The organism is Lentzea sp. DG1S-22 (assembly GCF_036321065.1).
GTDB lineage: Bacteria > Actinomycetota > Actinomycetes > Mycobacteriales > Pseudonocardiaceae > Lentzea > Lentzea jiangxiensis.
On sequence record NZ_CP143276.1, the window covers coordinates 8,424,138 to 8,450,643 of the forward strand.

The following is a 26,506-nucleotide window of genomic DNA, read 5'->3' on the forward strand; positions in this document are numbered from 1 at the left end:
CGACCTGCCCCGTCATGGGGGTAAGACGCCCGCACACGCGAATCTGTACGGCTGTCGGCTCACATATGTGCTACCGCACACGCTCGTGCGAGCGCGTGCGGTAGTCACAGCACCACTACGGGCAGAGCTTCCAGCTGAACCGGTACGTCGTGTCGATCGCGCCGTCGGTCGAGTCCATCGACACGAAGCTCGTCGTAGTGGCCGTGTTGGACGTGCCCGGGTAGACCCGCAGCTCGGTGTTGATGTTGAAGTTCCTCTTCTCGCCGCACGGCGAGTAGACGATCGCGGCGACCTCGGTCGTGTCGGTGGCCTGCCAGGCGTCGCTGTGCGGGCCGTTGTACCGGTGCTGCGCCGAGTCGTTCTGCGACATGCCCTGGAAGTAGTAGTTGGCCTTCTGGACGGCGTACGCGCCTCTCTCCAGGTGCGCGAAGCCTCTGTAGTCGGCCTGGGCGATGCCGTAGGTGAAGCCCTGCGGCACGTTCACCCGCAGGTTGAGCTGGCAGTTCTTGCGGAAGTCGGTCGGCCGCGCACCGACCCCGACCTGCGCCAGGTAGTCGCTGTAGGTGACGGTGAACGCCTTGTTGTCCTCGGACACCGCGACGGCCGCGGTGCCCGCCGGGCAGCCCGAGCCGTTGACCGTGACGATGTCGATCGTGATGTGGCCGGGCGGCGGCGTCCCGTTCGGCGCGCCGGGCGGGATGACGATGGTCGAGGCCAGCAGAGCAGCGGCAACCGCGTTGAGCATGGGGGCACCTTTCCGACGCGTCTCACAGGGGGGTGGCGGCGGTGGCGGCGGCCTTTGTGGAAATCAGCAGCGCTTCCAGGAGAAGTGGTACAGCGTGCGCACTTCTCCGCGCGTGTAGTCCATCGTCATGAAACTGTTCGCATTGGGGTCCGAGGTACCTTTGTCGACGCGCAGCGAACTGTTGACGTTGAGATTCTTCTTCTCACCGCAGGGGGCGTGGACGATGTCCGCGAACTCGGTTCGATGAGTGATCGACCAGTTGTCGTCGAACGGCCCCGTGAACGTGTGCTTCCACGTGTTCGTGGCCGATTGACCCTGGAAGTAGTAATTCACGTACTGGTACCCGGTCGCCCCGCGCTGGAGGTTCCCGTACCCCGCATAGGTGGCTTCCGCGATGCCGTAGGTGAAGCCCTGCGGGACGTTGACCTGCAGGTTGAGCTGGCAGTTCTTGCGGAAGTCGGTCGCGCCCGCGCCCTTGCCCGCCTGGGCCAGGTAGTCGCTGTAGATCACCCAGAACGAGGTGTTGTCCGGCGAGACGACCACTTCGGCGCTGCCCTGCCTGCACCCGGAACCGTTCACCGTCACCACGTCGATGGTCACCCTGTCCGCGGGCCTCGGATCGGCGTTCGCGGGTGTGGACGACAATGAGAACAGCACGGCCAGGGCGGCTGCCGCCGTCGCTTTGCGCATGAAGTTGGCCTTTCCTGGTGCCTCTTTCCCGGCGTGGAGCGGCAGCGGTGCCGCGAAGGTTAGCGCAGGTCCTCGACCAATGGTGTGACCCAAACGGCTCAAGTCATCCCGACGGAGCAGCCCGTGAACGGTTGCCGGAAATAGCCGGACACCTGGTGCTGAGGGAACGAATGGTTTCAGGCATACTTGCCCGCATGTCGCTGGCCGGCCTGGTGCTCGTCGTGGAAGACGAAGACCCCGTGCGGAGGTACACCGTGAGCCTGCTCGAGGAGCTGGGCTTCGCAGTCCTGCAGGCCAGCGACGGCACGGAGGCCATCGCGATCCTGCGCGACCGGCGGGCCGAGGTCGGCGCGATGCTGCTCGACCACAGCATGCCGGGCCTGTCCGGCGAGGAGGTGCTCGCCGAGCTGGAGCGCGAGGGCCTCACCGTACCGGTGGTGCTGACGAGCGGCCACGACCGCACGTCGCTCGAACGCCGGTTCGCGGGCCACGAGGTCGCGGGCTACCTGCAGAAGCCGTTCCGGATCGAGGCGCTGGACGAGACCGTCCGCCACGTGCTCGCGCGGAGCGCTCAGGCGTCCTGAGCCAGCACCTCGCGGACGCGTTCGAGCAGCTCCGACTCCACGTACGGCTTCGTGATCAGCACCTCGTCGTCGAGGACCTCGTCGGTCGTGTAACCGGACATGTAGATCACCGCGGGCGCGACGCCGGTCGAGCGCAGCAGCCGCACGAGCTCGGGACCGCCCATCTTCGGCATGACGACGTCGGTGAGCACCAGGTCGATCGTGCTGCGGTGCGCGGTGGCGAGCTGCAGCGCTTCCTGGCCGTCGCCCGCCTCGATCACCGCGTAGCCCGCGGTCTCCAGCGAGCGCCTGGTCATGATCCGCACCTGCGCGTCGTCCTCCACGAGCAGCACCGTGCCGACGCCTCGGTGCGTGGGGATGCGCCGCGCGCACGGAGCCTCAGGGGTGCCGTCGCGCTCGACCGGCACGGGTAAGTAGACCTCGACGGTCGTGCCGGCGCCGGGTGCGCTGATCAGCTCGATCTGCCCGCCGGACTGCTGCACGATGCCGAACACCGTGGACAGGCCGAGCCCGGTGCCCTTGCCGACCGGCTTGGTGGTGAAGTACGGCTCGAACACCTGCGCCCGCACGTCCGGTGCCATGCCGAAGCCGGTGTCCTGCACGCGCAGCACCACGTACGCGCCCGGCCGCACGCCCACGATCCGGCCGGTCTCGCCGCCGCCGAGCGTCGTGTCCTCGATCGAGATCGTCAGCGTGCCGCCGTCGGGCATGGCGTCGCGGGAGTTGACCGCGAGGTTGAACAGGATCTGCTCGACCTGACCCGCGTCCGCCCACACCCGCGCGGTGTCGGGCAGGCGCATCTCCAGCTCGATGCGGTCGCCCACGAGCGTGCGCAGCATCGAGTGCACCTTGGTGAGGTTCCGCTTGAGGTCGAGCGACTCCGGGTGCAGCACCTGCTGGCGGGTGAAGGCGAGCAACTGGCGCGTGAGGTTCGCGGCCCGTTCGCCCGCGTGCCGGATGTCCTCGATAGCCGTGCGCCGCGGATCGTCCTGGAGGGTGCGGCGCAGCAGCATCTCGCTGTTGCCGTTCACGACCGTGAGGATGTTGTTGAAGTCGTGCGCGATGCCACCGGTCAACCGACCGATGGCCTCCATCTTCTGCGCGTGCCGCAACTGCGCTTCCGTCTCGCCGACGCGTTCTTCGAGGCGTGCGCGCGCGTCCTTCAGCTCCTGCATCAACCTGATGCCGCGCAACGCGCTGCTGAGCTGCTGCTGCACGGCCTCGTAGATCCAGCCGGGCTCCGGGCCCTCCTCGAAGAGCACGTACCCGAGGTGGTCCTCGTCGGTGTAGAGCGGCGCCACCAGCGCGCTGAACGGCTCGTCGCGCCGGAACGGGTACGGCGTCAGGTTGATCGTCGGGAACGGCGTCTCCTGCGGGCTTTTCAGCTCGTTGCTCTCGAACCGCACGAGCGCGCGCGCCGTGCCTGGCGTGTCGTACGCCATGACGTGACAGCCGGGGATGTTGAGGCGGGGGAGCTCTTCGGCGAGCGCGGTCGTCAGCTCTTCCACGCCCCGTGAGGCGATGAGCCGTTGCCCTGCTTCGCGCACTCTCTGGTCGTGGCGCTCGTGCTCCAGGTATTTGAAGCGTGCGTCCGTGGCGAACGCATCGCCCAGAAGAAGCTGCACGCGCAGCCACAGGTCGTTGATGATCGTGGCGTCACTGATGCGTGCCGTCACGAACCGGTGCAGGTCGAACAACGGTGGCCACCACCGCGCCGGTTCGCACCCGGCGCGCGCGCTCGACCGGATGTACTCGGCGAGCAGCTTCAGGAACTCCGCGCCCTCGACCTCGCCGCGCCCGGCGGCCATCAGTTCGACGACCAGCTGTTCGGCCCAGTCCCGCGGCAGCCTCGCGGACGGGCGCCCGATCGAGTCCCGCAGGTGGTCGGCGACGGTGGACGCGGTCGCGGACTCGTTGACGACGAGCCGGTCGTGCGCGGGAGCGTGGCCGCCCAGCCCGGACGGCAGGCAGCCGCACGACCGGCGCACGACCAGCTCGGTCGGCATCATCTGGCGCTGCCGCGTGGGTTTGCCGTGCACCAGCGCCACCGCCAGCTCCACGGCCCGGATGCCCATCTCGCGGAACGGCGCGCGCACGGTCGTGAGGTCGTTCGCGCGGACGTCGGTGTGGTTGTCGTACCCGACGACGGCGATCTCCTCCGGCGTGCGGAACCCGAGCTCCTCCAGCACGGCCACGATCCCGAGCGCGTAGTCGTCGCTCGCGGCGGCGATGGCGTCCGGTGGCTCGTCGAGGCCCGCGAGCATCCTGCGCACGGACCCGGCGGCGCGTTCCGGCTCCCAGATCACCGGGCCGGGCATCGTGACGAGCTTCGGGTCGAGCGGGATTCCGTGGTTCTGCAACGACTCCATGTAGCCGAGGAACCGTTCTCGGGCACCCGCATGCGTTTGAGGTCCCCGGACGAACGCGATCCGCCGCCTGCCGTGCACCTCGATGAGGTGGTCGACTGCCTGCTTCATGCCGTCCTGGTTGTCCACCAGGATCGTCGGCCAGTGCGCAAGGCTCGTCTCGACGCTGACGATCGGCATGGGCGCGTAGCGCTTCGTGAACTCGTACATGCCTTCGGAGCCGACGAGCTGCCCCACGCGCGCAGTCCACACCACGAGCGCATCGATGCGGTTCGGCGAGATGAGGTCGTAGACCGTGTTGGCCCTACGCTTGTGCGGATCCGGATGGTCCAGTGCACTGCCCACGAAACACACGAGGTCGCATCCGAGCCGCTGAGCGCCGTCACTGACACCACGCCACTGTTCGCCCGCGAGCTCGATGAGCGGGCCAGCGGTGATCATCCCGATGGTGGGACGTCGCCCAGCACTGCCGTTTGCCACAAAACCCCCGCTACTCAACGCGATTGGGGATGATACGCGTTGCCGGGGGGAATGAGCGCCGTGTTACCGGGGAGATCGGTGAACGTTGTACTGGAGGGCTTGGCGTCGAACCCCGCGCTCCCGGGCTTCCTGCTCGACCGCCTGGTCACCCGCCCCGAACTGGCGTGGGAACTGGCTTCCCGCAACGACCTCTCGTCCGGCCACGTGCGCGCGTTGCTGACACACGGTGACTCCGCGGTCGTGAGCGAGCTTCTGTCCAGAGGTCTTGCCCGGCCCGAAAACGTGCCGATCCCGGACGAATCGGTCGCACTGGCCGTGCTCGAACACCCCGACGCCGACCCCGCCCTGGCCCGCGTCCTCGCCTTCCACCCGGACCCCGCGATCCGGAGCCGGCTCCCCGAGTGGGCGCACCACCTGGCGCCCGACGTCGTGGACCTGCTGGCCGCCGACCCCGACCCGGAGGTGGTCGCCGGACTGGTGACCTTCCACGCCGTGCCACCGGCCCTGGCGCTGTCGCTGAGCCGGCATCCGAGCCCCGACGTGCGCCGCGCCCTCGCCGCCTCCCCGCACACACCTCCCGCCGTGCTGGCGCGGCTCGGTTCCTCCGCCGCCCGCGAACTGGCCTCCAACCCGTCGACCCCGGCGGCCCTGGCGGCGGAACTGGTGCGCCACCACGAGGCCCGCTACTTCCTCGCCTCGCGCACAGACCTGCCTCCCGCCGTGTACGAACAACTCGCCTCGGAGATCGAACCGGGCATCCTGTCGGCGCTCGCGGTGAACCCCGCGGTGCCGGTCGCCGTGTTGCGCCGGCTCAGCGGCGTGCTGCGCAACCCCGCGATCCCGCTGGACCTCCTGGTGGAGCTGGCACCCTCCGCGCGCCTCGGTTCCGCGGAGGTCCCGCCCCGCATCGCCTCCGCGTCGGAGGCCGAACTCCGCGCGCTGGCGGATTCCTCCGTGACGCAGGTGCGGCTGATGGTGGCCCTGCGCCCCGACCTGCCGCCGGACCTGGTGCAACGCCTTGCGCGCGACCCGGATCCGTCCGTCGCCACCGCCGTGGCCGCGCATCCCTCGCTGACCGGCGCGCGGTTGCGGGACCTGGTGTCGCGGTGCGGGGCGCGGTCGTACCCGCGGGTGGCCCTGAACCCCTCCTGCCCCGCCGACCTGTTGCACCACATGGCTTTGCACGCCGCCTGGTCGGGGAGCACGTACCGGGCGATCGCCGGGAACCCGGCCGCCCTGGGCGAAACGTTGGTGCTGTGCTTGGAGGACGCGCGGGCCCGGCACCTCGCGGCGGCGCACCCGAACCTGCCGGTGGCGGTGGTCGTGCAGATGCTGGGGAACGAGTTCACGGCTTCGGCCGCGGCGGCGAACCCGTCGTTGCCGGTGCCGGTGATGGAGGAACTGGTGGGCGGCGCGTGAGCCTGTAGCCGGTTCGCACCGGTGACAGGTGCTCTCGTAGTCGCTGCGCTGGACGTACCGGTTCACCCTCCAGCCAACAGCGCTGAGCGGGTCGGGCGACTCGGCTGGACACGAACGGTGCCGGGCTGGAACGCTCGAGCCCCGAGGTGATGACGGTGCCGAGGACCCGAAGGCGCTTCGACCTGTCCGCTGTGTCCGAGTTGCTGCTCGGCATGCCGACCGTGCTGAGCAGCCTGCTGGTGTTCTTCCTCGCGGGGCGGGCGCTCGTCCCGCAGACGCCCTGGCTGGTGCCCGCGCTGTGGCTGCTCTCCGGCGCGGTCGTGTTCGTGCCGGCGACGGACGTGGTGCTCGCGGCGCTCGCGCACCGGCTCAGGAAGCCGACGGCCGCGGAAAGGGCTCTCCTGGAGCCGTTGCTCGAGGAGGTCTGCGGGGCGGCGGGGGTGGAGCCGGGCCGGTACTGGTTGCGGGTCCAGAACTCCCGCGAGATCAACGCCATGGCGGTCGGCGGGCACGTCGTGGGGGTGTCGACGGCGGCGTTGCAGTTGCCGCGCAGGCAGTTGGAGGCGGTGCTGGCGCACGAGCTCGGGCACCACCTGGCCGGGCACACGCGGATCTCGTTGCTGCGCTGGTGGTACGAGCTCCCGGCGCGGGTCGTGGTGCGGGTGGTGGTGCTGGTCGCGACAGGCGTTCTCGTTGCGGGGCAGGCGATCGGGACCAGGGCCGCGGCCGTCACGAGTCTCCTGCCGGTGGTGGCGCTGGCGGTGGCGGCGGTCGTGGTCAGCCCGTGGTTGTTGCTGGTGCCCGTGGTCGCGCCGCTGCTGGCGCTGGCGAGCCGGCGGGGGGAGCTGCACGCGGACCGGGTCGCGGCGGAGCTCGGGTACGGGCCGCTGCTGCTGGAAGTGTTGCAGCGGTGGGTGAAGGAAGGTCACGACGACGCACGGGCCAGGGCGCCGATGCGGGCGCGGATGCTCGCGTCGCACCCGTCGTGCGCGCAGAGGATCAGCAGGCTGAGAAGGCCCCCGGGCCGGAACCCGGGGGCCTGAGCTCACGCCAGCGGAGGCTTGAACAGGGCGGGCACCGCCGAGGCGGCCGCCGTGTCCAGCAGCCACAACGTCCGGCGCCGGCCCGTGGCGCCCGCGGCGGGCAGCTGCACCTCGCCGGCACCGCTCAGGGCCATGGCCACCGCGGCGGCCTTGGCCTCACCGGTGGTCATCAGCCAGACCTCCTGCGCACGCCGCACCGACGACAACGTCAGCGACACGCGCGTGGGCGGCGGCTTCGGGCAGTTGCGCACCGCGACGACCGTCCGCTCCTTCTCGTACACCGCAGGAGAAGCGGGGAACACCGACGCCACGTGCCCCTCCTCGCCGACGCCCAGCATGCACACGTCGAACGACGGCACGTCGCCGTGGTCCTCCGGCCGCGCCAGCGACGCCAGCAGGGACGCGTACGCCTCCGCCGCGGCTTCGGGGTCGTCGCCGAACTTGCCGTCCGAGGGCTCCATCACGTGCACCCGCGACGGGTCCACCGGCACGTGGTCCAGCAGCGCCGCCCGGGCCTGCGTCTCGTTGCGCTCCGGGTGCCCGGACGGCAGGAAGCGCTCGTCGCCCCAGTACAGGTCGACGCGCGACCAGTCCACGGCGTCACGGGCACCGTTGCGGTTCAGGTGCTCCAGGACCGCGGCGCCGGTGCGGCCACCGGTCAGCACGACCGACGCGTGACCGCGAGCGGCCTGCGCGTCGACCATGCGGGTCACCAGGCGTGCCGCCGCGGCGGCGGCCAGGAGGTCGCCGTCGCGGTGCACCACTACTTGCGCATTGCTCACGAACTCGCCTTCGCCTTCGGCTTCTTCGCGGCGGAACCGTTGGCGGGCTCCGGCGCGGCGGCCGGGGCCTCCTCCGGCTTCGCGGACGGCGTGCGGCCCTTCGAGACCTTCGACAGCGACCTCAGCGCCGCCGCGTAGACCTCGTCCGGGTCGAGCCTGCGCAGTTCCTCGGCGAGGCAGTCGCGCACCGAACGGCGCTGCAGCGCCACCCGCCGCGACGGCTGGCCGGGCTGCGACAGCGTGCCCACCCTGCCGTCCGGGCGGTGCAGGTCGACGGCACCGGACGGGCGGTCCAGCTTCACCTGCACGATGCCTTCGCCCGAGGTCGCCTTGAAGCGCTTGGCAGGGACCTTCAACCGGTCCGTGAGCCACGCGGCCAGCAGGTCGGTGGACGGCGAGTCGGCCTCGCCGGTCACCTCGGCCTCGGTGATCTTCTCGTACGGCGGCAGGTCCAGCGACGCGGAGAGCATGGCGCGCCACAGCGTCAGACGCGTCCACGCCAGGTCCGTGTCACCCGGCGCGTAGTGCGCCCGGCGGGACTCCAGGGCCTTGATCGGGTTCTTCTCGGCGGCCGCGTCGGTGATGCGGCGCTGCGCGAGCTGACCGATCGGGTCCTTCGACGGCGAGACCGGCCCGTCGAACGGCCACCACGCCACGACCGGGGTGTCCGGCAGCAGCAGCGGCATGACGCACGAGGCGCCTTCCTTGGCCAGTTCGCCGTACAGGCGCAGGACGACGACCTCGGACGCGCCCGCGTCACCGCCGACGCGGATCTGCGCGTCGAGACGAGGGGCGGCCTGGCGAGCGCCGCGGGCCACGACGATCACGCGACAGGGGTGCTCGCGCGAGGCGTCGTTGGCCGCGTCGATCGCGGCGTCGGTCCGCTGGCCGTCCTCGGTCACGATGACCAGGGTCAGCACGCGGCCCAGGGTGGTCGCGCCACCCTCGTCCCTCAGCCGCACCAGGCGGGAGTTGATCTGGGACGTGGTGGTCGAGGGCAGGTCGATGATCACGGACGCCTCCACTGCCTTCCGGTCCTGGCGGTCATCGTCTCCGCCGACGGCGGGCCCCAGGTCCCGGCCTTGTACTTCTCGAGAGCGGGTTCGTCCTTGCGCGCCCAGAACTCCAGCACCGGGTCGAGGATCTCCCAGGACAGCTCGACCTCGTCGTTCTTCGGGAACAGCGACGGCTCACCGAGCAGCACGTCGAGCAGCAGCCGCTCGTAGGCCTCCGGCGACGACTCGGTGAACGAGTGGCCGTAGCCGAAGTCCATCGTGACGTCGCGGACCTCCATCGTGTTGCCCGGCACCTTCGACCCGAACCGGATCGTCACGCCCTCGTCCGGCTGCACGCGGACCACCAGGGCGTTCTGCCCGAGCTCCTCGGTCGCGGTGTCGTCGAACGGCAGGTGCGGCGCCCGCTTGAACACGACGGCCACCTCGGTGACGCGGCGGCCCAGGCGCTTGCCGGTGCGCAGGTAGAACGGCACCCCGGCCCAGCGGCGGGTGTTGACCTCGCAGGTGATCGCGCCGAACGTCTCGGTCTTCGACTCGGGCGAGAACCCGCCCTCCTCGAGCAGGCCGGGGACCTTCTGACCGCCCTGCCAGCCACCGGTGTACTGGCCGCGCGCGGTGGTCTCCTCGAACGGCTCCGCGGGACGCGTCGCCGAGAGGATCTTCACCTTCTCCGCCCGCAGGTCGGCCGGCTTGAAGGAGACGGGCTCCTCCATCGCGATCAGCGCGAGCAGCTGCAGCAGGTGGTTCTGGATGACGTCGCGCGTCGCGCCGATGCCGTCGTAGTAGCCGGCGCGGCCACCGAGACCGATGTCCTCGGCCATGGTGATCTGCACGTGGTCGACGTAGTTCGAGTTCCAGATGGGTTCGTACAGCTGGTTCGCGAACCGCAGCGCCAGGATGTTCTGCACGGTCTCCTTGCCGAGGTAGTGGTCGATGCGGAACACCGACTCCTCGGGGAAGACCTCGTTGACCGTGTGGTTGAGCTCCTTGGCCGACTTCAGGTCGTGGCCGAAGGGCTTCTCGATGACGACGCGGCGCCACTGGTCGTCCTTGGCCTGGGCGAGCCCCGCGCGCTTGAGCTGGTTGATCACCGTCGGGAACGCGCCCGGCGGGATCGACAGGTAGAACGCGTGGTTGCCGCCCGTGCCGCGCTCGCTGTCCAGGGCCGCCAGGCACGACGCGAGGTTGTCGAACGCCTCGTCGTCGTCGAACGTGCCCTGCACGAACCGGATGCCCTCGGCGAGCTGCGCCCAGACCGCCTCGTTGAACGGCGTGCGCGCGTGCTCCTTCACCGCGTCGTGGACGACCTTCATGAAGTCCTGGTCGGCCCAGTCGCGGCGGGCGAAGCCGACGAGGCCGAAGCCCGGCGGCAGCAGACCCCGGTTCGCGAGGTCGTAGATCGCGGGCATCAGCTTCTTGCGCGACAGGTCACCGGTGACACCGAAGATGACCAGCGCGCTCGGGCCCGCGATGCGGGGCAGGCGCTTGTCGCGCGCGTCCCGCAGCGGGTTGCGCCACTTGGCGGATGTGGTCACGAGCCGTCCTCCTGGACTGCCTCGACGAGCTGGGCGAGACCTGCGATGCGGTCCTCGAGGTGGAGCCGCAGCACGGGACGGCCGTGTTCGGCGAGCACCTGACCGTCGCCGAGCGCCTGCGCGAGCTGCAGCTGCGCCAGCGTGTACGGACGGCCGGGCACCTCCAGGTCGTCGCCGGACTCGCCGGTGATCTGGATGAACACACCGTTCTGGTGACCGCCCTTGTGGTACTGGCCGGTCGAGTGCAGGAAGCGCGGACCCCAGCCGAACGTGGTCTGCAGGTGCGTCCTCTTCGCGATCTCCGCGCGGAGCAGCTCGAACGACGCGTCGTCGATCCTGTCCAAGTACGCCTGAACGGAGATGTAGCCGTGGTCGGGCGCCACTTCGACGAGGGCAGCCAGGGCTTCCGCGACCGTGTGCACCTTGCGCTGCGCCCAGTCGGTGCCGTGGCCCTGGACCGGTCCGTCCACGAAGGACGGCGTGGTCGCCGACGCGACCGGCGCGTCCAGCAGCGCGCGCGCCGCCTTCTTCGCGGCCTCGACGTCGGGCTGGTCGAACGGGTTGATGCCGAGCACCCGGCCGACGAGCGCGGTCGCGTACTCCCACAGCAGGAACTGCGCGCCGAGCTTGCCCTCGACCGCGACGTTCGCGGAACCGGTGGCCGGTCCGATCGCGACGGTCGTGGCGTCCGAACGCGCGTTCACGAAGCCCTCGGCGCCGGGGCCCTCGACGACGACCGGCAGCAGGCCGGTGCCGTTCTTGCCCGTGGACTCGGCGATGAGCTGCTCCGCCCAGTCGCCGAAGCCCTTGATGCCCGAACCGGTGTCCGCGAAGACGATCTTCTCGGCACCGTTCGCGTGCGCGGCGCCGAAGATCGCGGCCAGCCGGACGGCCGGGTTGTCCACGTCGTCCTGCGACACGACCTTGGCGACCTCGGCCGCCTCGTCGAGCAGCGACTCCACGTCGGCGCCGGCGAGGTAGGACGGCACCAGGCCGAACGCCGTCAGCGCCGAGTATCGGCCACCGACGTTCGGATCGGCCAGGAACACCTTGCGGTAGCCCGCCTCCTCCGACGCGGACTGCAGCGGCGAGCCGGGGTCGGTGACCACCACGATGCGCGACGCGGCGTCGATGCCCGCGTCGGCGAAAGCCTTCTCGAAGATCCGCCGGTGGCTGTCGGTCTCGACAGTGCCACCGGACTTGGACGACACCACGATCACCGTGCGCTCGAGGTCACCGGCGAGAGCGTCGGCGACCTGGGCGGGATCGGTGGTGTCCAGCACGACCAGCGGGACGCCCTGCGTCCGCGTGATCACCTCGGGAGCCAGCGACGAGCCGCCCATCCCGGCGAGCACGACGCGGTCGACGCCCTCGGCGTGCAGTTCCTCGCGCAGCGCCTTGAGCTCCGGGAGCAGTGGACGGGACGTCTCGTGCAACGTCGTCCACGAGAGGCGGATGCTCGCCTCGGACTCGGCTTCCGGCCCCCACAGGGTCGGGTCCTGCGCGGTCAGCTTGCTCGGCACCGAATCCGCGACCAGGTCAGCAGCGATGGTGCTGACCTGGTCGGCGTTCGGTGACCTCACGATTTCGACGGAGGTCACTTGGGTATCAGCCCTTCAGCTTTGCCAGTTGGTTCGTCACCGTCTCGAGCAGCTCTTCCCAGGACTTCTCGAACTTCTCGACGCCCTCGGTCTCCAGCGCGACGAACACGTCCTGGAGGTCGATTCCCACGGCGGCGAGCTGGTCGAACACCTCCTGGCCCTCCGCGGCGCGTCCGGTGACCGTGTCACCGGTGATCTTGCCCGCGTCGGCGACGGCCTGCAGCGTCTTCTCCGGCATCGTGTTCACGACGTCGTTCACGACGAGCTGGTCGACGTAGAGGGTGGGGGAGTAGCTCGGGTCCTTCACACCGGTCGACGCCCACAGAGGACGCTGCGCGTTCGCGCCGTCCGCCTTCAGGGCCTCCCAGCGCTCACCCCGGAACGTCTTCTCGAACGACCCGTAGGCGATCCACGCGTTGGCGAGAGCGGCCTTGCCCTTGAGCGCGGTCGCCTCGTCCGTGCCGATCTTGTCGAGGCGCTTGTCGACCTCGGTGTCCACGCGGGACACGAAGAACGAGGCGACCGAGTGGATCGACCGGAGGTCGTGGCCGTTCGCCTTGGCCTGCTCGAGGCCCGCGATGTAGGCCTCCATGACCTTCTCGTACCGCTCGACGGAGAAGATCAGCGTCACGTTGACGGAGATGCCCTCGCCGATCACCTTCGTGATCGCCGGGATGCCCGCCTCGGTGGCCGGGATCTTCACCAGCAGGTTCGGCCGGTCGACGGTCTTCCACAGGTCCTGCGCCTCGGCGACGGTCTTGTCCGTCTCGAACGCCAGGCGCGGGTCGACCTCGATCGACACGCGGCCGTCCACGCCGTTCGTCGAGTTGTAGATGTCGCGGAACTTGTCGCACGCGTTGCGCACGTCGGTCGTCGTGACCTCGCGGATGGTGGCCTCGGTGTCGGCACCACGGTTCGCGAGCTCGCGGACCTGCTCGTCGTAGGACTCGCCCTTCGACAGCGCCCCGGCGAAGATCGTCGGGTTCGTCGTGACACCGACGACGTTCCAGTCGCGGATCAGCTCGTCCAGGTTGCCGCTGGTGAGCCGTTCGCGGGACAGGTCGTCGAGCCAGATGGAGACTCCGGCGCCGGAGAGGGCGTCGAGGTTGGGCTTGTTCACTTGTTACCCCTCACGTTGTCAAGGGAACGGCGGGCGGCGGCGACGACGTTCTCCGTCGTGAAGCCGAACTCCTTGAACAGGACCTGGTAGTCGGCCGAGGCACCGAAGTGCTCGATCGACACGATCTCGCCGGCGTCGCCGACGTAGCGGTACCACGGCTGCGCGATGCCGGCCTCGACCGCGACGCGCGCCTTCACCGAGGACGGGATGACCGACTCGCGGTAGTCGGCGTCCTGCTGCTCGAACCAGTCGGTGGACGGCATGGAGACCACGCGCACTGCAACGCCCTCGCCCTGCAGAACCTTCCCGGCCTCGGCGGCGACCTGCAGCTCAGAGCCAGTGCCGATGATCACGATCTCCGGGTTCTCGTCACCGAAGAGCACGTAACCGCCGCGCTTCACGCCCTCGGCGGAGGTCCCCTCGAGGATCGGGAGGTTCTGCCGGCTCAGCGCCAGGCCCACCGGGCCGAGCTGCTCGATGACGGCCTTCCACGCGAACGCGGTCTCGTTGGCGTCACCGGGGCGCACGACCGCGAAGTCCGGGATCGCGCGCAGGGCGGCGAGGTGCTCGATCGGCTGGTGCGTCGGGCCGTCCTCGCCCAGGCCGATGGAGTCGTGCGTCCACACGTACGTGACGGCGGCCTTCATGATCGCGGCCAGGCGCACGGCGGGACGCATGTAGTCGGAGAACACGAGGAACGTGCCGCCGAACGGACGGGTCGGGCCGTGCAGCGCGATGCCGTTGAGGATCATGCCCATGGCGTTCTCGCGGACACCGAAGTGCAGCACGCGGCCGTAGGGGTCGGCGCTCCACATGCCGGTGGAGATCTCCGCGGGACCGAAGGACTTCGCGCCCTTGATCGTGGTCAGGTTCGACTCGGCCAGGTCGGCCGAACCGCCCCACAGCTCCGGCAGGTGCTTGGCCAGCGCGTTGATGACCTCACCGGAGGCCTTGCGGGTCGGCACCTCCTTGCCACCCACCTCGTAGACCGGCAGGTCCGCGTCCCAGCCCTCGGGCAGCTCACGGGCGATCAGGCGGTCGAGCAGCGCCTTGTTCTCGGTGTTGGCCGAGGCCCACGCGTCGAAGGTCTTCTGCCACTCGGCCTTGGCGTGCTCACCGCGCTTGACGACCTCGCGGGTGTGCGCGAGGACCTCGTCGGCGACCTCGAAGGTCTGCTCGGGGTCGAAGCCGAGGATCTCCTTGGTGGCCTTGACCTCGTCGACGCCGAGCGCGGCACCGTGCGCGGCACCGGTGTTCTGCTTGTTCGGCGCCGGGTAGCCGATGATCGTGCGCAGCAGGATGAACGACGGCTTGTCGGTGACGGCCTTCGCCTTCTCGACCGCCTCGAGGATGCCCTTGACGTTCTCGCCGGACTCGACGACCTGGACGTGCCAGCCGTAGGCCTCGTAGCGCTTCGCGGTGTCCTCGGACAGCGCGATCGTCGTGTCGTCCTCGATGGAGATCTTGTTGTCGTCGTAGAAGACGACCAGGTTGCCCAGCTGCTGCGTGCCGGCGAGCGACGACGCCTCGGAGGTGACGCCCTCCTCGATGTCGCCGTCGGAGGCGATCACGTAGACGTGGTGGTCGAACGGGCTCTCACCCGGCGCGGCCGACGGGTCGAACAGGCCGCGCTCGCGGCGGGCGGCCATCGCCATGCCGACGGCGGCGGCGAGACCGGAGCCCAGCGGGCCGGTGGTGATCTCGACCCCGCGGGTGTGGCCGTGCTCGGGGTGGCCCGGCGTCTTCGAGCCCCACTTGCGCAGGTGCTTGAGGTCGTCCAGCTCCAGGCCGTAGCCCGACAGGAACAGCTGGACGTACAGGGTCAGGCTGGAGTGGCCCGCGGACAGCACGAACCGGTCGCGGCCGATCCAGTCCGGGTCGGCGGGGTCGTGCCGCAGCACCCGCTGGAACAGCGTGTACGCCAGGGGTGCGAGGCTCATCGCCGTGCCGGGATGGCCGTTGCCGACGTTCTGCACGGCGTCCGCCGCGAGCACGCGCGCGGTGTCGACGGCGCGCTTGTCGAGCTCGGTCCAGTCGTCAGGCAGATCGGCCTTGGTGAGCCGGGCGATGTCGTCGGTGACGGTCACGGACTTACAGCTCCAAACTTGTCGCTAGGGCGGGTGCCCGGCCGCTTCGGAATCGATCCCGAAGAGCCTGACCCGCGTGTCTCCCACGTCCTCCGGCCAGCCTAGTCCTGAGTGATTCGGATGTTGCGCTGAAAGGTCGCAGGCCGGTGTGTGCCCAGGCACACGAGTACCCGAACGGGCTGTGAATATTGAACGCGGTTACCATCAGTCGCTGGATTTCCCACCACATGCATCACGAGGAGCGATCACGCGATGAGTGCCGTCCTCGAGGCCCCGCAGCGGTCGCCTCGTCAGGTAGTTGGCGCCTACGTGGCACTCACCAAGCCGCGGGTCATCGAACTCCTGCTGATCACCACGATCCCCGCGATGCTCCTGGCCCAGCACGGCCTGCCGCCGCTGTGGCTGATCGCCTGCACCCTCACCGGCGGCACGCTCGCCGCGGGATCCGCCAACGCCCTCAACTGCTTCGTCGACGCCGACATCGACTCGGTCATGAAGCGGACGGCGGCCCGCCCGCTCGCGCACAACGCCATCCCGCCGCGCAACGCCCTGATATTCGGCATCGTGCTCGGCGTCTTCTCGTTCGCGTTCCTGTGGATCTTCGTCAACCTGATGTCCGCCGCCTTCGCGGTCGCGACGATCCTCTTCTACATCTTCGTCTACACGCTGGTCCTCAAGCGCCGCACCTCGCAGAACATCATCTGGGGCGGCATGGCGGGCTGCATGCCGGTGATCATCGGCTGGAGCGCGGTGACGGGCACCGTCGAGTGGCCCGCGCTGGTCATGTTCGGCGTCATCTTCTTCTGGACGCCGCCGCACACCTGGGCCCTCGCGATGAAGTTCAAGGAGGACTACGCCCGAGCAGGCGTGCCGATGCTGCCCGTGGTGGCCACAGCTCAGCAGGTGACGCGGCAGATCGTGATCTACAGCTGGATCACCGTCCTGTGCACCCTGGCCCTCGCCCCCGTCACCTCGTGGATCTACGTGGCGGTCGCGGCGCTGTCCGGCGTGTGGTTCGCCGTCTTCGCGCACAAGCTGCACAACGTCGTGCGCCGCGGCGGCTCCACGAACACGATGAAGTTCTTCCACATGTCGAACCTCTACCTGATGCTCGTGTTCTGCGGTCTCGCCGTGGACGCCGTGGTCGGGTTGCCGGTGCTGGGCTGGCCGTTCTAGCTGCACTTCCAGGCGTACGGCTGTGGCGCCCGTTGAGTTCACCGTCACCGGTGGTGAGGGTTCACCACTGGACTTCGTCGCGGCCCTGACCCCGTCGGCCTCGCTGGTCGTCATCACCGATCCGGCCGGCTGGGCCCAGGTCAGCGCGGGCCTGCCGGTCCGCGCCGCCACCTCCACGACGGTCGCCACCCGCGTGCGCCCGCTGCGGTTCGCCGTCCTGGACCTCCGCCACTTCGCCTCGGCCTCGTCGCTGCCGCCGATCCCGGACGTGCCGGGCGACCTGGTGGCGCTGCACGACACGCGCTCGTGGGACTCGGCCCCCGTCGTGGCCGCCCTGCGCGGACTCGGCCGCCCGGTCGTGCTGTTCACCGCCGTGCACACGTGGGTGCCCGGTGTGGACGCCACCTCGGTGCTGATGGGCTGGAGCGCACCGCACGTCGTCCTCGCCGTGCCGCACGGCTCCGGCGAGGGCCGCGTCGAGGACGTCCTCTGGCAGTTCCGCGAGCGGGAACGGCGCGGGATGATGACCTACACCGCCCTCCCCGCACCGCCCGTGGTCGCCGACCGGTCCGTGCCGGTCGTGGTAGCGCTCCCAGGAGCCACCGAGGGCATCGCCGGAGCGCTGCGGCCCGGTACCGACTACGAGGTGTGGACCCGCGTCGGAGCCGGCGCCACCCTGCCCGGCGACCTCGAACTGCGAGCCGTGCTCGGCATGAACGGCCGCGAGGTGCAGACCGAGACGTTCGTGCTGCCGGCGGACGGCGCGAGCCCGTGGGTCAGCTTCCCGGTGACGACGCCGTACGCCTCCGTGCCGTGGAGCGGTGAGCTGGTCATCTACCGCGGCGCCGTGCCCGTCCACGTCCAGCAGGTGGTGCTGCCGGTCGGCGGAGGCGAGTCGCAGGCCCGGCTGCGGTTCCGGCTCTCCCGGACGTTCGCGGACCTCGCGCCCCTGTCGTCCCGGACGGCGTCGGTCCTGGTGCTCGGCGAACGGGCACTGGTGACGACCGGCAGCGCGCCGCACGGGATCAGCGTGGGCCCGGTCGCCGGCCTGCCGGTCGTGGCCGGGCTGGATCCCTGGTACGGCAAGGGTTTCCCGGCGTTCTGCGAGGACCTGGCCGCGTTCGCGGTGCGGGGTGCCGCGCTGCACGCCCGGCTGTTCCCCGGTGGCGCGGCGGTCCGGCGCGGAGGGGTGATCACGATCGCGGGCGCGACGCGCGTGCCGTGGGCGCACGTCTACGACCTGCCGTTCGCCGAAGGCCCGTACCGGCTGTGCGCTTCGGTGTCGCGGTTCGGCCCGTTCGGCGCCGGGGGAGAGGTGCCGCCCGGCTGCCCGGAACCGGACCACAGAGGGAACGTGTTGTGCCCCTTCGGCTTCTGGGGCCTGTCGAGCGTCCTCGAACAGCCAGCGGGCCCGCTGGCGTGGCAGGTCTCGCCGACCGGTCGCCAGGTTCAGGTGGCGCTGGCCGCCGATCCCGGCCTCGACCGGGCGCTCACCCAGCGGCACGTGGCCGAGCTGATGTCGTTCCTGCCGCCGGAGGCCATCTCGTCCGCCTACGTCAGCCCCGCGGACCTGCCGCGCGCGCTGACCGACGAGCGTGCGGACGTCATGCACCTCGTCTACGACGAGAACGCCTTGGAGGCGATCGAGATCGACGGCTGGCCCCACCGGCCGCTGGTCGTGACGACGTCACCGGCGGCGCACCTGGTCGACGCGTTCGTGAACCAGGCCGGTGCCGCCGGTGTGGTCTGCCCGGAGGTGGTCGTCGACCAGGGCATGGCCGGCTGGGTGAGCGGCATGCTGCTGGCGAGGCTCGCCGGGGGCATGCCCGCGGGCGAGGCGGTGCGGCGCACCCGCTGGGAGATGCTCGGCCGGGGCAACGTCCTCGGCCTCGCCTGGACCCTGCACGCGGGTGCCGACCTGCGCCTCAGGTGACGCTGGTCAGCAGGTCCTCCACGCACGGGTCGTCGAGCGACTCGACGATGCACCGCCACAGCGACAGGTTCGCCTCGGCCCACTTCGTGTAGGTCGCGGCGGCCTCCGCGTCGTAGAAGTAGTAGCCCTCGTCGGCCTTGCCCACCTGCTCGCCCACGATCTTGTGCGCGAGCTCGCGCAGCGTGATGCCGTTCTCCTGCAAGTACTTGTGCGCTAGGACGACCGGCGTGACGGGCAGAGCCTTGAACAGCGTGTCCGCGTCGGACAGCGCCTGCGCCTCCAGCGAGATGTCGCGGGAGCGGGTGCGCATCTCGGCCTCGACGACGATCCGCTCGATCCACTCGATGTCGCCCAGCGGGACACCGGCGACGAACAGGACCTTCCTGCGCAGCGCCGCGCCGTCCGTGGGCAGCGAGTTGCGCCGGACCATGTAGTTCAGGTCGTGCACCAGTGCCGCGACCTCGACGACGTCCACCGCGGCGCCGTTGCGCTCCGCGAAGTGCACGGACTTGTCGCGGACGAAGCTCACGTGGTGCCACCCGTGGAACTGCAGCTTGGCGGCCAGGTCCTCGCACAGCCGCCTCACACGCTGCTCCACGTCCGCTATGACAGACCTCGGAATCCTTGTGCGCGTACGCATCATCAGCCCTCCCGACCAGGTGGGCTGATGGTAGGCGCGCCGCGGCGGCCCCGGTGGGGCTTCAGAGTCGGTTCGTCAGATCCTCCAGCCGGTCCTCGACGGGCACGTGGCGGTGGCTGATGCCGGTGTCCGGGTCGTAGCTGAGGCTCCACGGCGTAACGGCACGCGACTTCACGAGGAACGTCATCGTCCCGTCCGCCGCCCGTGGGATGCGGTGGAACTCGTGCGCGAGCAACGTGCCCGTGGTGCCCTCGGTGCACTGGGTGCGGTTCGTGAGCTCGGTGCCGACGATCGAGCGGCCGCCGACGCCGAGCCGCGCGTCAAAGCGTTCATGCAGGTAGGCGCCGCTCAGGATGGTGGTGCAGAAGTGGTAGCGGTGGTTGTGGACGGAGTCGGCGTACCCGGCCCGCCAGTCCGCGAGCGGCTTGTACTCGTGCAGCCAGAACGTGAACGGCTCCTCCACCTCGTCGCGCAGGCACCAGGCGAAGTGCGTCGTCGTCTCGCGGGAGTGCGCGATCACCCAGGTCGCCTGCTGGGGTGTGAGCCCGTCGATGTGCGCGCGGAGCTCCTTGCGCAGCTCCGGCCGGGCCGCCCAGTCGCGGAACCACGTGCCGACGTCGGCCCAGTGGTCGACGACCGGTGATTCGGTGTTCTTCACCCGAGCGGCGAGCTCCTCGAGCGCGGACAACCCGGTGAACTCGGCTGGCAAGATCGATCAGCTCCTCAACTGAGCGGATGTGGAGAATTCGCGGCGGAATGCGTGGAACTTGTCCTCCAGCTCCGCGAAACCGTCTTGGGTGAGAGTCTCGCCGGTGATCTTCTCGAACAACGCCACGAAGTCGGTGCGCGACGTTCCCGGTGTGATGGCGAAGTGGTAGCCGGCCCTGGAATTGCTGATGCGCAGGAACTCCGCGCGTTCCATCGCGTAAAGGAACGAACTCTCGGTGAACCGCAACGTGCGCGGATACGGCCTCAGCACTCCCGCGGTGTTGCTGTAGAGCGTGAGCCACGCCGAGTCGTCGAACAGCTCGAGGCGGTCCAGAGGCGGATCCGACACGATGGTGACGTCGATCCGGCTGCACCGGCTGCGTGCCGCGAACAACCCGACGAGTCCTATTCGGATCTGTTCCTTGAGCCGCTTCTGGATCTCCTCGTAATCGCCGTCCGCGCCCTCGTTGCGCAACAGGTACCGCGCCCGCCCGCTCAGGGCGTTGTCGTCGCGCGGGTCGGCCAGCACGGCCCTGAGCTCGCACTCCGACTGGCTGAGCAGCACTCTTCCCGCCGCGTACCGCCCGGCGAACCCGCGGAAGCAGTACAGCCGGGTCCGCTCCAGGTCCTGCATCATCAGCTGGTTGAACACCGGGTCCGGCGTGGCAGTCGGCTCGAACACGTGGCTGGGGAAGAACTCCCGGTCCAGTGCCCGGTACTCCTCGCTCAGCTCCTTGAGCGCCTTGCGGCTCTCCTCGACCACGGGAGCGAGAAGCGCTTTCTGCGCCGCTTTCGACGTGATCAACGTTTGCGTGAAGCTCACGACAGCCGAAATGAGAGTGCCGGTGCCCAGTGCTGTCAGCAGGTTTCTCGCTGTGCCGGAATCCATGTGACTGGAAATGGCCAGCGACGCACCGGACGTCACGACGAGTACGAGGAGGAGCAACCCGGTCCGAGTCCAGAACAACTCCTGGAGCAGGTTGCTGCGGATGCCTCCGGCCTCCGCGGACACGAGTTCCACCTCCTGCGTCACCAGATCGGCCGCTACCCGAACGGACGAATGCGGGCGGTGTCCGATCAAGTGCGAGGAGTTACTGTACGCGCCGGTCAAAAGATAAGGAAGCTGCTATTCGTGCGACATCCACGGTCGCAATAAGCGCGTATGAAGCCGGTGGGTGGCCCGCATACGTGCACTTCGGTAACGCAAAGTCGCCGATTGCCCTCATCGTGTCGGATGAGGGTGACCCACCCACCCGAAAGCACCCAAGCCGTGCGTTTTCGCCCGGTCGGCGTTGTCCGCCGTTGGTCCACCGAGCCGAGCCCGCGGGCCACCGCCCCGGCGCGCTCGCCCGGCCTGCTACGCCCGGCTAACACCGCTCCGAATACGCTCACGCACCATGCGCAACGTCCTGCTCATCGCGTCCCTGGCGCTCGCGGCGGCCACCGGTCTGGCCGGGTGCGGCAGCTCCGCCCAGCCCTCCGCGGGTGGCTCCTCCGCGACCCCGACGAACCCCTGCAAGGCCGACGACTTCAAGGTCTCCGGCGACTTCGGGTCGGCGCCCAAGGTCGAGATCCCCGCGTGCAAGCCCACCGACGAGCTCATCGTCAAGGACCTGGTGCAGGGCACCGGCGAAGAGGTGAAGACGGGCACGACGGCCACCGTCAACTACCAGCTGACGACGTTCAGCGACAAGAAGGTGCTGGACAGCTCCTTCGAGCGCGGCGCGCCGTTCGACGTGGAGAACGTCGGCCAGGCGCCGGTCATCGACGGCTGGAACGAGGGCATCGTCGGCCTCAAGGAGAAGGGCCGCCGCCTGCTGATCGTCCCGCCGGCCAAGGGCTACGGCAAGGGCGGCCAGGGCATCAAGCCGAACGAGACGCTGGTCTTCGTGATCGACGGCGTGAAGGTCACCCCCTCCGCCTGACGAGCGACGACGACCCCCGGAGCCCAGCGGGTCCGGGGGTCGTTCGCCGTCACCGTCACCGTCACGGCAGGAGCAGCAGCTTCCCGGTCGTCTTGCGCGACTGCAGGTCGGTGTGCGCCTGAGCCGCCTCCTCCAGCGCGTAGCGCCCGCCGACCCGGACGTTCAGCTCACCCGACGCGATCGCGCCGAACAGATCGGCGGCCCGCCACTCGAACTCGGCCCGGTCGAGCAGGTACGCGCCGGTCGAGGGACGCGTGAGGAACACGGACCCGGCCGCGTTCAGCCGCTGCGGGTCCACCGGCGGCACCGCCCCGGACGACGCCCCGAACAGCGCCAGCAGGCCGCGCGGCTTCAGCGACGCCAGCGACTGGTCGAACGTGTCGCGCCCGACGCCGTCGTACACGACGTCGACCTTCTCGATCTGCGAGGCGAAGTCGCCGTACCGCAGCACCTGGTCCGCGCCCGCCTCCCTGGCGAGCGCCTCCTTCTCGTCGGTCGACACCGTCGCCACGACGACCGCGCCCTTCGACTTCGCCCACTGCGTCAGCAGCAGACCGACGCCACCGGCGGCCGCGTGCACCAGCACCCGGTCGCCCTCCTTCACGGCGTACGTCGAGTGCACGAGGTAGTGCGCGGTGACGCCCTGCAGCAACGAGGCCGCGGCCAGTTCCACGTCGAGCTCCGCGGGCACCCGGACCGCCGCGGACGCCGGCACCACGACCTCGGACGCGTAGCTGCCCAGCACGCTCATCCACGCGACCTTGTCGCCGGCGGCGAAGTCGGGGGAGTTCGACACGACGACCTCGCCCGCGCCCTCCAGGCCGAGCGTGGTGGGCAGCGGGATCTGGTAGACGCCGCTGCGCTGGTAGGTGTCGATGTAGTTCACGCCGGCCGCGGCCGTGCGGACCAGCAGCTCGCCGTCGCCGGGAGTGCGGGCCTGCACCTCCGCGTGCTCCAGCACCTCGGGACCACCGGTCTCCCGCACCACCACTGCCTTGGGCATCTGTCCTCCTGGATCGGCTCAACCTGGGACAACCCCGGTCACCGACCCGATGTTCCCGCTCCCGGCCCGCACGGGCAAAACGAGGCCCGCAGGTGGTAAGACCGGTGCATGCGAAAAACAACCCTGCTGCTGATCGCATGCCTGCTTCTCATGGGAGCGCTTCCATCCCACGCCGCGTCCGCCAAGAAGGGCGTCAACGCGGCCGACGACCCCGGCCCGGCCGGCGCCGCGATGGCCGCCCTGGACGCCCGCTGGTACTACAACTGGGCCTCCGACCGTCGAGGCATCCAGAGCGGCGCCGAGTTCGTCCCCATGATCTGGGGCGCCGCCAGCGTCACCGACACCGAGCTCGGCAACGCCAAGGCCAACGGCCGGCAGCTGCTCGGGTTCAACGAGCCCGACATGGCGGGCCAGGCCGACATGACCGTCGAACACGCCCTCGACCTGTGGCCCCGCCTGCAGAGCGCCGGCCTGAGGCTCGGCGCACCCGCCGTCGCGTTCGGCGGTGACGTCGCCGGCGGCTGGCTCGACCGGTTCATGGCCGGCGCGAAGGCGCGCAACCTGCGCGTCGACTTCATCCCGCTCCACTGGTACGGCCAGGACTTCTCCAGCGCGGCCACCGGACACCTGGAGTCCTACCTGCGCAACGTGCACGCCCGTTACGGCAAACCGATCTGGCTCACCGAGTACGCGCTGATCGACTGGCGTTCCGGCCGGGCGGTCTACCCGACCGAACAACAGCAGACCGCCTTCATCACCGCGTCGACCAGGATGCTCGACGGGCTGCCGTTCGTGGAGCGGTACGCGTGGTTCACGCTCTCCACCAAGACCAGCCCGACCGGCCTCTCCACCGGCACGGCCCTCACCGCGGCGGGCCGCGCCTACCAGCGCGCCTAGTCCTCGCCCAGCGCCACCCGGCGCGCGAGCCCGAGCGGCAGCGCGCCGGACCCGGCGATCCGGTCGTGGAAGTCGCGCAACGACCCCAGCCCCGCGACCAGGAACTCCTCGCGGATCGAGTCGATCTCCAACGCCCCCGTCAGGTACGACGGCGCCTGCGTCGGCCACGCGCAGTACCGCTTGACCTCGCCGGCGGCCGTGCCCGGGGTCAGCGCCGTGCGCGCCACCATGAACGACTCGGCCTCGGCGGGAGTCATGTCGCCGCAGTGCAGCGCCGTGTCGACGATCATCCGCGCCGCCCGGAACAGCCGCGCCTCGACGTGGCCCATGAGAGCGCCTCGCGTCGTGTAGTACCCGACCGACCGCAGCAGCTTCTCCGAGTACAGCGCCCAGCCCTCGGAGAAGTACGACGTCCGGAACACCTTGCGCACCGGGTGCGCGGGCCCCTGCGCCGCCAGCCACGCCGAGTGCCAGTGGTGGCCGGGGTAGGCCTCGTGCACCGAGATCGTCGGCAGCTGCGACCGGGCGTTGGTGCGCAGCCGGTGCGCGACCTGCTCGTCCGTGGCGCCGTCGGGCGTGAACGGCACGAAGAAGTACCCGACCCGCCGTGACGTCAGCGGCGGCGGCCCGAGGTAGCTCGCCACCGACATGACCGCCCGCTGGAACGGCGGCGACGGCACCACCCGGCAGTCCTCGCCCTCGGGCATCGTGACCAGCGAGTGCTCCACCAACGCCGCCCGCGCCCGTGCCGTCTCCGCCTCGTACTCGGCGCGCATCGCCTCCAGCGTCGGCGGGTGGTCGTCCTGCAACGAGCTCATCACCGCCCGCCAGTCCTCCGCACCCGCCAGCTCCTCCAGCTCCGCCTCCAGCGACGCGTACGCGTCCTGCCCGCGCTGGTGCAGCTCCGGCGCCCCGTACCCGAGCAACTCCTTGTCCTGCAACAGGGCCGAGTAGAGCTTCTCGCCCATCCGCCAGTCACCGCTCGCGCGCGGGGCCAGGTCCTCCAGGAACGCCGCGTGCCGGTCGAACGCCTCGGCCGCGGGCCCCGCCGCCTCGACCAGCGCCGCGCGCAGCTCGGGTGAGGACACCTGCAGCGGCAACGACTCCAGCAGGAACGACCGCCCCGTCCGCACCTGCCCGAGCGTCCTGCGCACGACCAGCTCCGACGCGAGCGACGGGTCGAGGTTCGCCTCCGCGGCGGCGAGGACCGACGGCACCTCCCGCAGCTTCGCCACCGCCGACCCGACCAGCTCGGCCTCGGGCAGCAATCCGTGCAGGAACGGCCCCAGCAGCCCGAAGAACACGATCCCGGAGTACTCGTGCGGATCACGCCGCCACCCCGGCCACGTCTCCGCCGCCGAGGACCCGCGCAGCACCGACAGCGCGAGATCCCGGTCCACCGACGCCGGCAACGGCTCGAGCCGCGCCAGCCACGCCTCCTTCTCCCGGGCGCGCTGCTCGAACGCGGAGGCGGAGAAGTCCCCGAACGTCGAGTAGTGCTCGAGCGAACCGGCCGCGGCCGCGTGGGCGGGGTGGTGGTCGAAGTACCACGAGAGGAAGGACGCCAGCGTGTCGGTGGTCACCCGGCCGAAGCTACTCGCTGGTTTTACAGTGTGGGGGTGTCTGATCAAACCACGCAGAAGCGCATCGCCGACTTCGTGAAGGCCCACGGCAAGCCCGGCACCGCCGTCAAGGCCGTCGTCGAACCGATCGGCCGCGCCGGCGCGCGCATCGTGCTGGTCGGCGCGGACGGCGCCATGGGCGACGTCATGACGAAGGACGTCGAGTCCGCCACGGCCGCAGTCGAAGCCGCCGCCGACGTCGAGGCTGCCGAGTGGGACCGCGAGACCACCGCCGCCACGAAGATCGGCCCTGCCCACCGCCGCAAGATGGCCAAGATGCAGTCATGAAGGTCGTGCTCGCCTCGTGCGACCGGCTGCCCTCCGGCGACGGCGACGAGGAAGCACTGGTCGCCGCGCTGGAGCGCGACGGCGTGGAGGTCGTGTGGCAGCCGTGGGGCGGACCGGTCTCGGCCGACCTCGTGGTGCTGCGCACGACCTGGGACTACCCGGACCGGCTCGACGAGTTCCTGACGTGGTGCGCCGGGGTGCGCGGACTGGCGAACCCGCTGCCGGTGGTGCGGTGGAACACCGACAAGTCGTACATGGTCGACCTCGCCGACCGCGGCGTCGCCGTGGTGCCCACCACCGTCGTGCTGCCCGGCGAAGACGTCGTCTTCCCGGCCGGGGAGTTCGTGGTGAAGCCCGCCGTGGGCGCGGGATCGCGCGGCGCCGGCCGGTTCACCGACCACGCCGAGGCTTCCGCACACCTCGAGGCTCTGGGCGTCAAGGCTTTGGTGCAGCCCTACCAGTCCAGTGTGGACGCGAACGGCGAGACCGCGCTGGTGTTCTTCGCCGGTGAGTACTCGCACTCGTTCCACAAGGGACCGATGCTGGCCCAAGGTCTGGCCGAGGCGGAGTCCGGGCTCTACGTCGAGGAACGCCTCGGGAGCATCGAGCCGTCGCGCCGTCAGGTGCAGCTCGGTGACCAGGTGCTCGACGTGGCTGCGGACCTGCTCTCGTTGCGGCGCAGCGACTTCCTGTACGCGCGTGTGGACGTCGTCGAGGGGCCGGACGGCGAGCCCATGCTGCTCGAACTGGAGCTGACCGAGCCGTCGCTCGGGTTCAAGCACACGAGCGAGGAAGCCGCGTCGCGGTTCAGCAAGGTGATCCAGGCGGCGGCGTCGCGGGGCTAGT

General features: G+C 70.1%; 23 protein-coding genes. 9 read left to right on the top strand and 14 right to left on the bottom strand.

Going from position 1 to position 26,506, the window contains the following annotated elements; genetic code table 11:
- Nucleotides 1-115: 115 nt before the first annotated feature.
- Both V1227_RS40210 and V1227_RS40215 read right to left on the bottom strand, forming a co-directional pair.
- The gene (locus V1227_RS40210) at nt 116-745 is read right to left on the bottom strand and encodes a DUF4360 domain-containing protein (RefSeq protein WP_236221193.1); all 630 of its coding nucleotides are present in this window, start codon (nt 743-745) and stop codon (nt 116-118) included.
- Between the two features lie 63 nt (nt 746-808).
- A complete protein-coding gene (locus V1227_RS40215; RefSeq protein WP_329790287.1) occupies nt 809-1,537 on the bottom strand; it encodes a DUF4360 domain-containing protein in 729 nt (242 codons plus the stop codon).
- Nucleotides 1,538-1,629: 92 nt separating this feature from the next.
- On the opposite strand from V1227_RS40215, the gene V1227_RS40220 reads away from it, so the two are divergent.
- Nucleotides 1,630-2,019 carry a response regulator gene (locus V1227_RS40220; RefSeq protein WP_236221192.1) on the top strand — a complete coding sequence of 130 codons (390 nt, stop codon included), beginning with the start codon at nt 1,630-1,632 and terminating at the stop codon, nt 2,017-2,019.
- Here V1227_RS40220 and V1227_RS40225 read toward each other — a convergent pair.
- A complete protein-coding gene (locus V1227_RS40225; RefSeq protein WP_329790288.1) occupies nt 2,007-4,730 on the bottom strand; it encodes a substrate-binding domain-containing protein in 2,724 nt (907 codons plus the stop codon). The two genes, V1227_RS40220 and V1227_RS40225, sit on opposite strands and share 13 nt — an antisense overlap.
- Before the next feature lie 213 nt (nt 4,731-4,943).
- On the opposite strand from V1227_RS40225, the gene V1227_RS40230 reads away from it, so the two are divergent.
- Together V1227_RS40230 and V1227_RS40235 are read left to right on the top strand one after the other, a co-directional pair.
- Nucleotides 4,944-6,284 (top strand): hypothetical protein, encoded by a 1,341-nt coding sequence (locus V1227_RS40230; protein WP_329790289.1) that lies wholly within the window; start codon nt 4,944-4,946, stop codon nt 6,282-6,284.
- A 149-nt stretch (nt 6,285-6,433) separates the two neighbouring features.
- Nucleotides 6,434-7,327, top strand: a complete 894-nt coding sequence (locus V1227_RS40235) for a M48 family metalloprotease (protein ID WP_329790290.1) — start codon at nt 6,434-6,436, stop codon at nt 7,325-7,327.
- A gap of 2 nt (nt 7,328-7,329) precedes the next feature.
- Here the strand turns inward: V1227_RS40235 and pgl are convergent, their stop codons facing one another.
- Genes pgl through tkt form a run of 6 tightly spaced genes read right to left on the bottom strand, consistent with a single transcriptional unit; the run spans nt 7,330 to nt 15,468 of the window.
- Nucleotides 7,330-8,109, bottom strand: coding sequence for a 6-phosphogluconolactonase (gene pgl / locus V1227_RS40240; RefSeq protein ID WP_329790291.1), 780 nt, complete (start codon nt 8,107-8,109; stop codon nt 7,330-7,332).
- A complete protein-coding gene (gene opcA, locus V1227_RS40245) occupies nt 8,106-9,122 on the bottom strand; it encodes a glucose-6-phosphate dehydrogenase assembly protein OpcA (RefSeq protein ID WP_329790292.1) in 1,017 nt (338 codons plus the stop codon). The genes pgl and opcA overlap by 4 nt, the downstream gene beginning before the upstream one ends.
- A complete protein-coding gene (gene zwf, locus V1227_RS40250) occupies nt 9,119-10,660 on the bottom strand; it encodes a glucose-6-phosphate dehydrogenase (RefSeq protein ID WP_329790293.1) in 1,542 nt (513 codons plus the stop codon). Before zwf ends, opcA begins: the two co-directional genes overlap by 4 nt.
- On the bottom strand, nt 10,657-12,243 hold the full coding sequence (locus V1227_RS40255; RefSeq protein ID WP_329790294.1) for a glucose-6-phosphate isomerase: 1,587 nt from the start codon (nt 12,241-12,243) through the stop codon (nt 10,657-10,659). The genes zwf and V1227_RS40255 overlap by 4 nt, the downstream gene beginning before the upstream one ends.
- A gap of 25 nt (nt 12,244-12,268) precedes the next feature.
- On the bottom strand, nt 12,269-13,381 hold the full coding sequence (gene tal / locus V1227_RS40260; protein WP_329790295.1) for a transaldolase: 1,113 nt from the start codon (nt 13,379-13,381) through the stop codon (nt 12,269-12,271).
- Nucleotides 13,378-15,468, bottom strand: coding sequence for a transketolase (gene tkt, locus V1227_RS40265; protein ID WP_329790296.1), 2,091 nt, complete (start codon nt 15,466-15,468; stop codon nt 13,378-13,380). The genes tal and tkt overlap by 4 nt, the downstream gene beginning before the upstream one ends.
- A 252-nt stretch (nt 15,469-15,720) precedes the next feature.
- Here tkt and V1227_RS40270 point away from each other — a divergent pair, with 252 nt between their 5' ends.
- Together V1227_RS40270 and V1227_RS40275 are read left to right on the top strand one after the other, a co-directional pair.
- The gene (locus V1227_RS40270; protein WP_090104952.1) at nt 15,721-16,644 is read left to right on the top strand and encodes a heme o synthase; all 924 of its coding nucleotides are present in this window, start codon (nt 15,721-15,723) and stop codon (nt 16,642-16,644) included.
- 22 nt (nt 16,645-16,666) lie between these two features.
- On the top strand, nt 16,667-18,577 hold the full coding sequence (locus tag V1227_RS40275) for a hypothetical protein (protein WP_329790297.1): 1,911 nt from the start codon (nt 16,667-16,669) through the stop codon (nt 18,575-18,577).
- Here the strand turns inward: V1227_RS40275 and V1227_RS40280 are convergent.
- From V1227_RS40280 to V1227_RS40290, 3 genes are all read right to left on the bottom strand, one after another.
- The gene (locus V1227_RS40280) at nt 18,570-19,217 is read right to left on the bottom strand and encodes an HD family phosphohydrolase (protein ID WP_442916428.1); all 648 of its coding nucleotides are present in this window, start codon (nt 19,215-19,217) and stop codon (nt 18,570-18,572) included. The two genes, V1227_RS40275 and V1227_RS40280, sit on opposite strands and share 8 nt — an antisense overlap.
- Nucleotides 19,218-19,278: 61 nt before the next feature.
- Nucleotides 19,279-19,926, bottom strand: a complete 648-nt coding sequence (locus tag V1227_RS40285) for a hypothetical protein (RefSeq protein ID WP_329790299.1) — start codon at nt 19,924-19,926, stop codon at nt 19,279-19,281.
- Nucleotides 19,927-19,932: 6 nt separating this feature from the next.
- Nucleotides 19,933-20,871: a hypothetical protein gene (locus V1227_RS40290; protein ID WP_442916570.1), complete on the bottom strand. Its 939-nt coding sequence runs from the start codon at nt 20,869-20,871 to the stop codon at nt 19,933-19,935.
- 451 nt (nt 20,872-21,322) lie between these two features.
- Between V1227_RS40290 and V1227_RS40295 the strand changes: the two genes are divergently transcribed.
- Nucleotides 21,323-21,850 (top strand): FKBP-type peptidyl-prolyl cis-trans isomerase, encoded by a 528-nt coding sequence (locus V1227_RS40295; RefSeq protein WP_329790300.1) that lies wholly within the window; start codon nt 21,323-21,325, stop codon nt 21,848-21,850.
- 61 nt (nt 21,851-21,911) lie between these two features.
- On the opposite strand, the gene V1227_RS40300 is transcribed toward V1227_RS40295, so the two are convergent.
- A complete protein-coding gene (locus tag V1227_RS40300; protein WP_329790301.1) occupies nt 21,912-22,853 on the bottom strand; it encodes a quinone oxidoreductase family protein in 942 nt (313 codons plus the stop codon).
- Between the two features lie 150 nt (nt 22,854-23,003).
- Between V1227_RS40300 and V1227_RS40305 the strand changes: the two genes are divergently transcribed.
- Entirely contained in the window at nt 23,004-23,750 is a 747-nt protein-coding gene (locus V1227_RS40305; protein WP_329790302.1) for a glycoside hydrolase family protein, read from the top strand.
- Here the strand turns inward: V1227_RS40305 and V1227_RS40310 are convergent.
- The gene (locus V1227_RS40310) at nt 23,747-25,333 is read right to left on the bottom strand and encodes a DUF885 domain-containing protein (protein WP_329790303.1); all 1,587 of its coding nucleotides are present in this window, start codon (nt 25,331-25,333) and stop codon (nt 23,747-23,749) included. The genes V1227_RS40305 and V1227_RS40310 overlap by 4 nt on opposite strands.
- A 36-nt stretch (nt 25,334-25,369) precedes the next feature.
- On the opposite strand from V1227_RS40310, the gene V1227_RS40315 reads away from it, so the two are divergent.
- Nucleotides 25,370-25,660, top strand: a complete 291-nt coding sequence (locus tag V1227_RS40315; RefSeq protein ID WP_329790304.1) for a hypothetical protein — start codon at nt 25,370-25,372, stop codon at nt 25,658-25,660.
- Entirely contained in the window at nt 25,657-26,505 is an 849-nt protein-coding gene (locus tag V1227_RS40320; protein WP_329790305.1) for an ATP-grasp domain-containing protein, read from the top strand. Before V1227_RS40315 ends, V1227_RS40320 begins: the two co-directional genes overlap by 4 nt.
- Nucleotide 26,506: the final 1 nt, after the last annotated feature.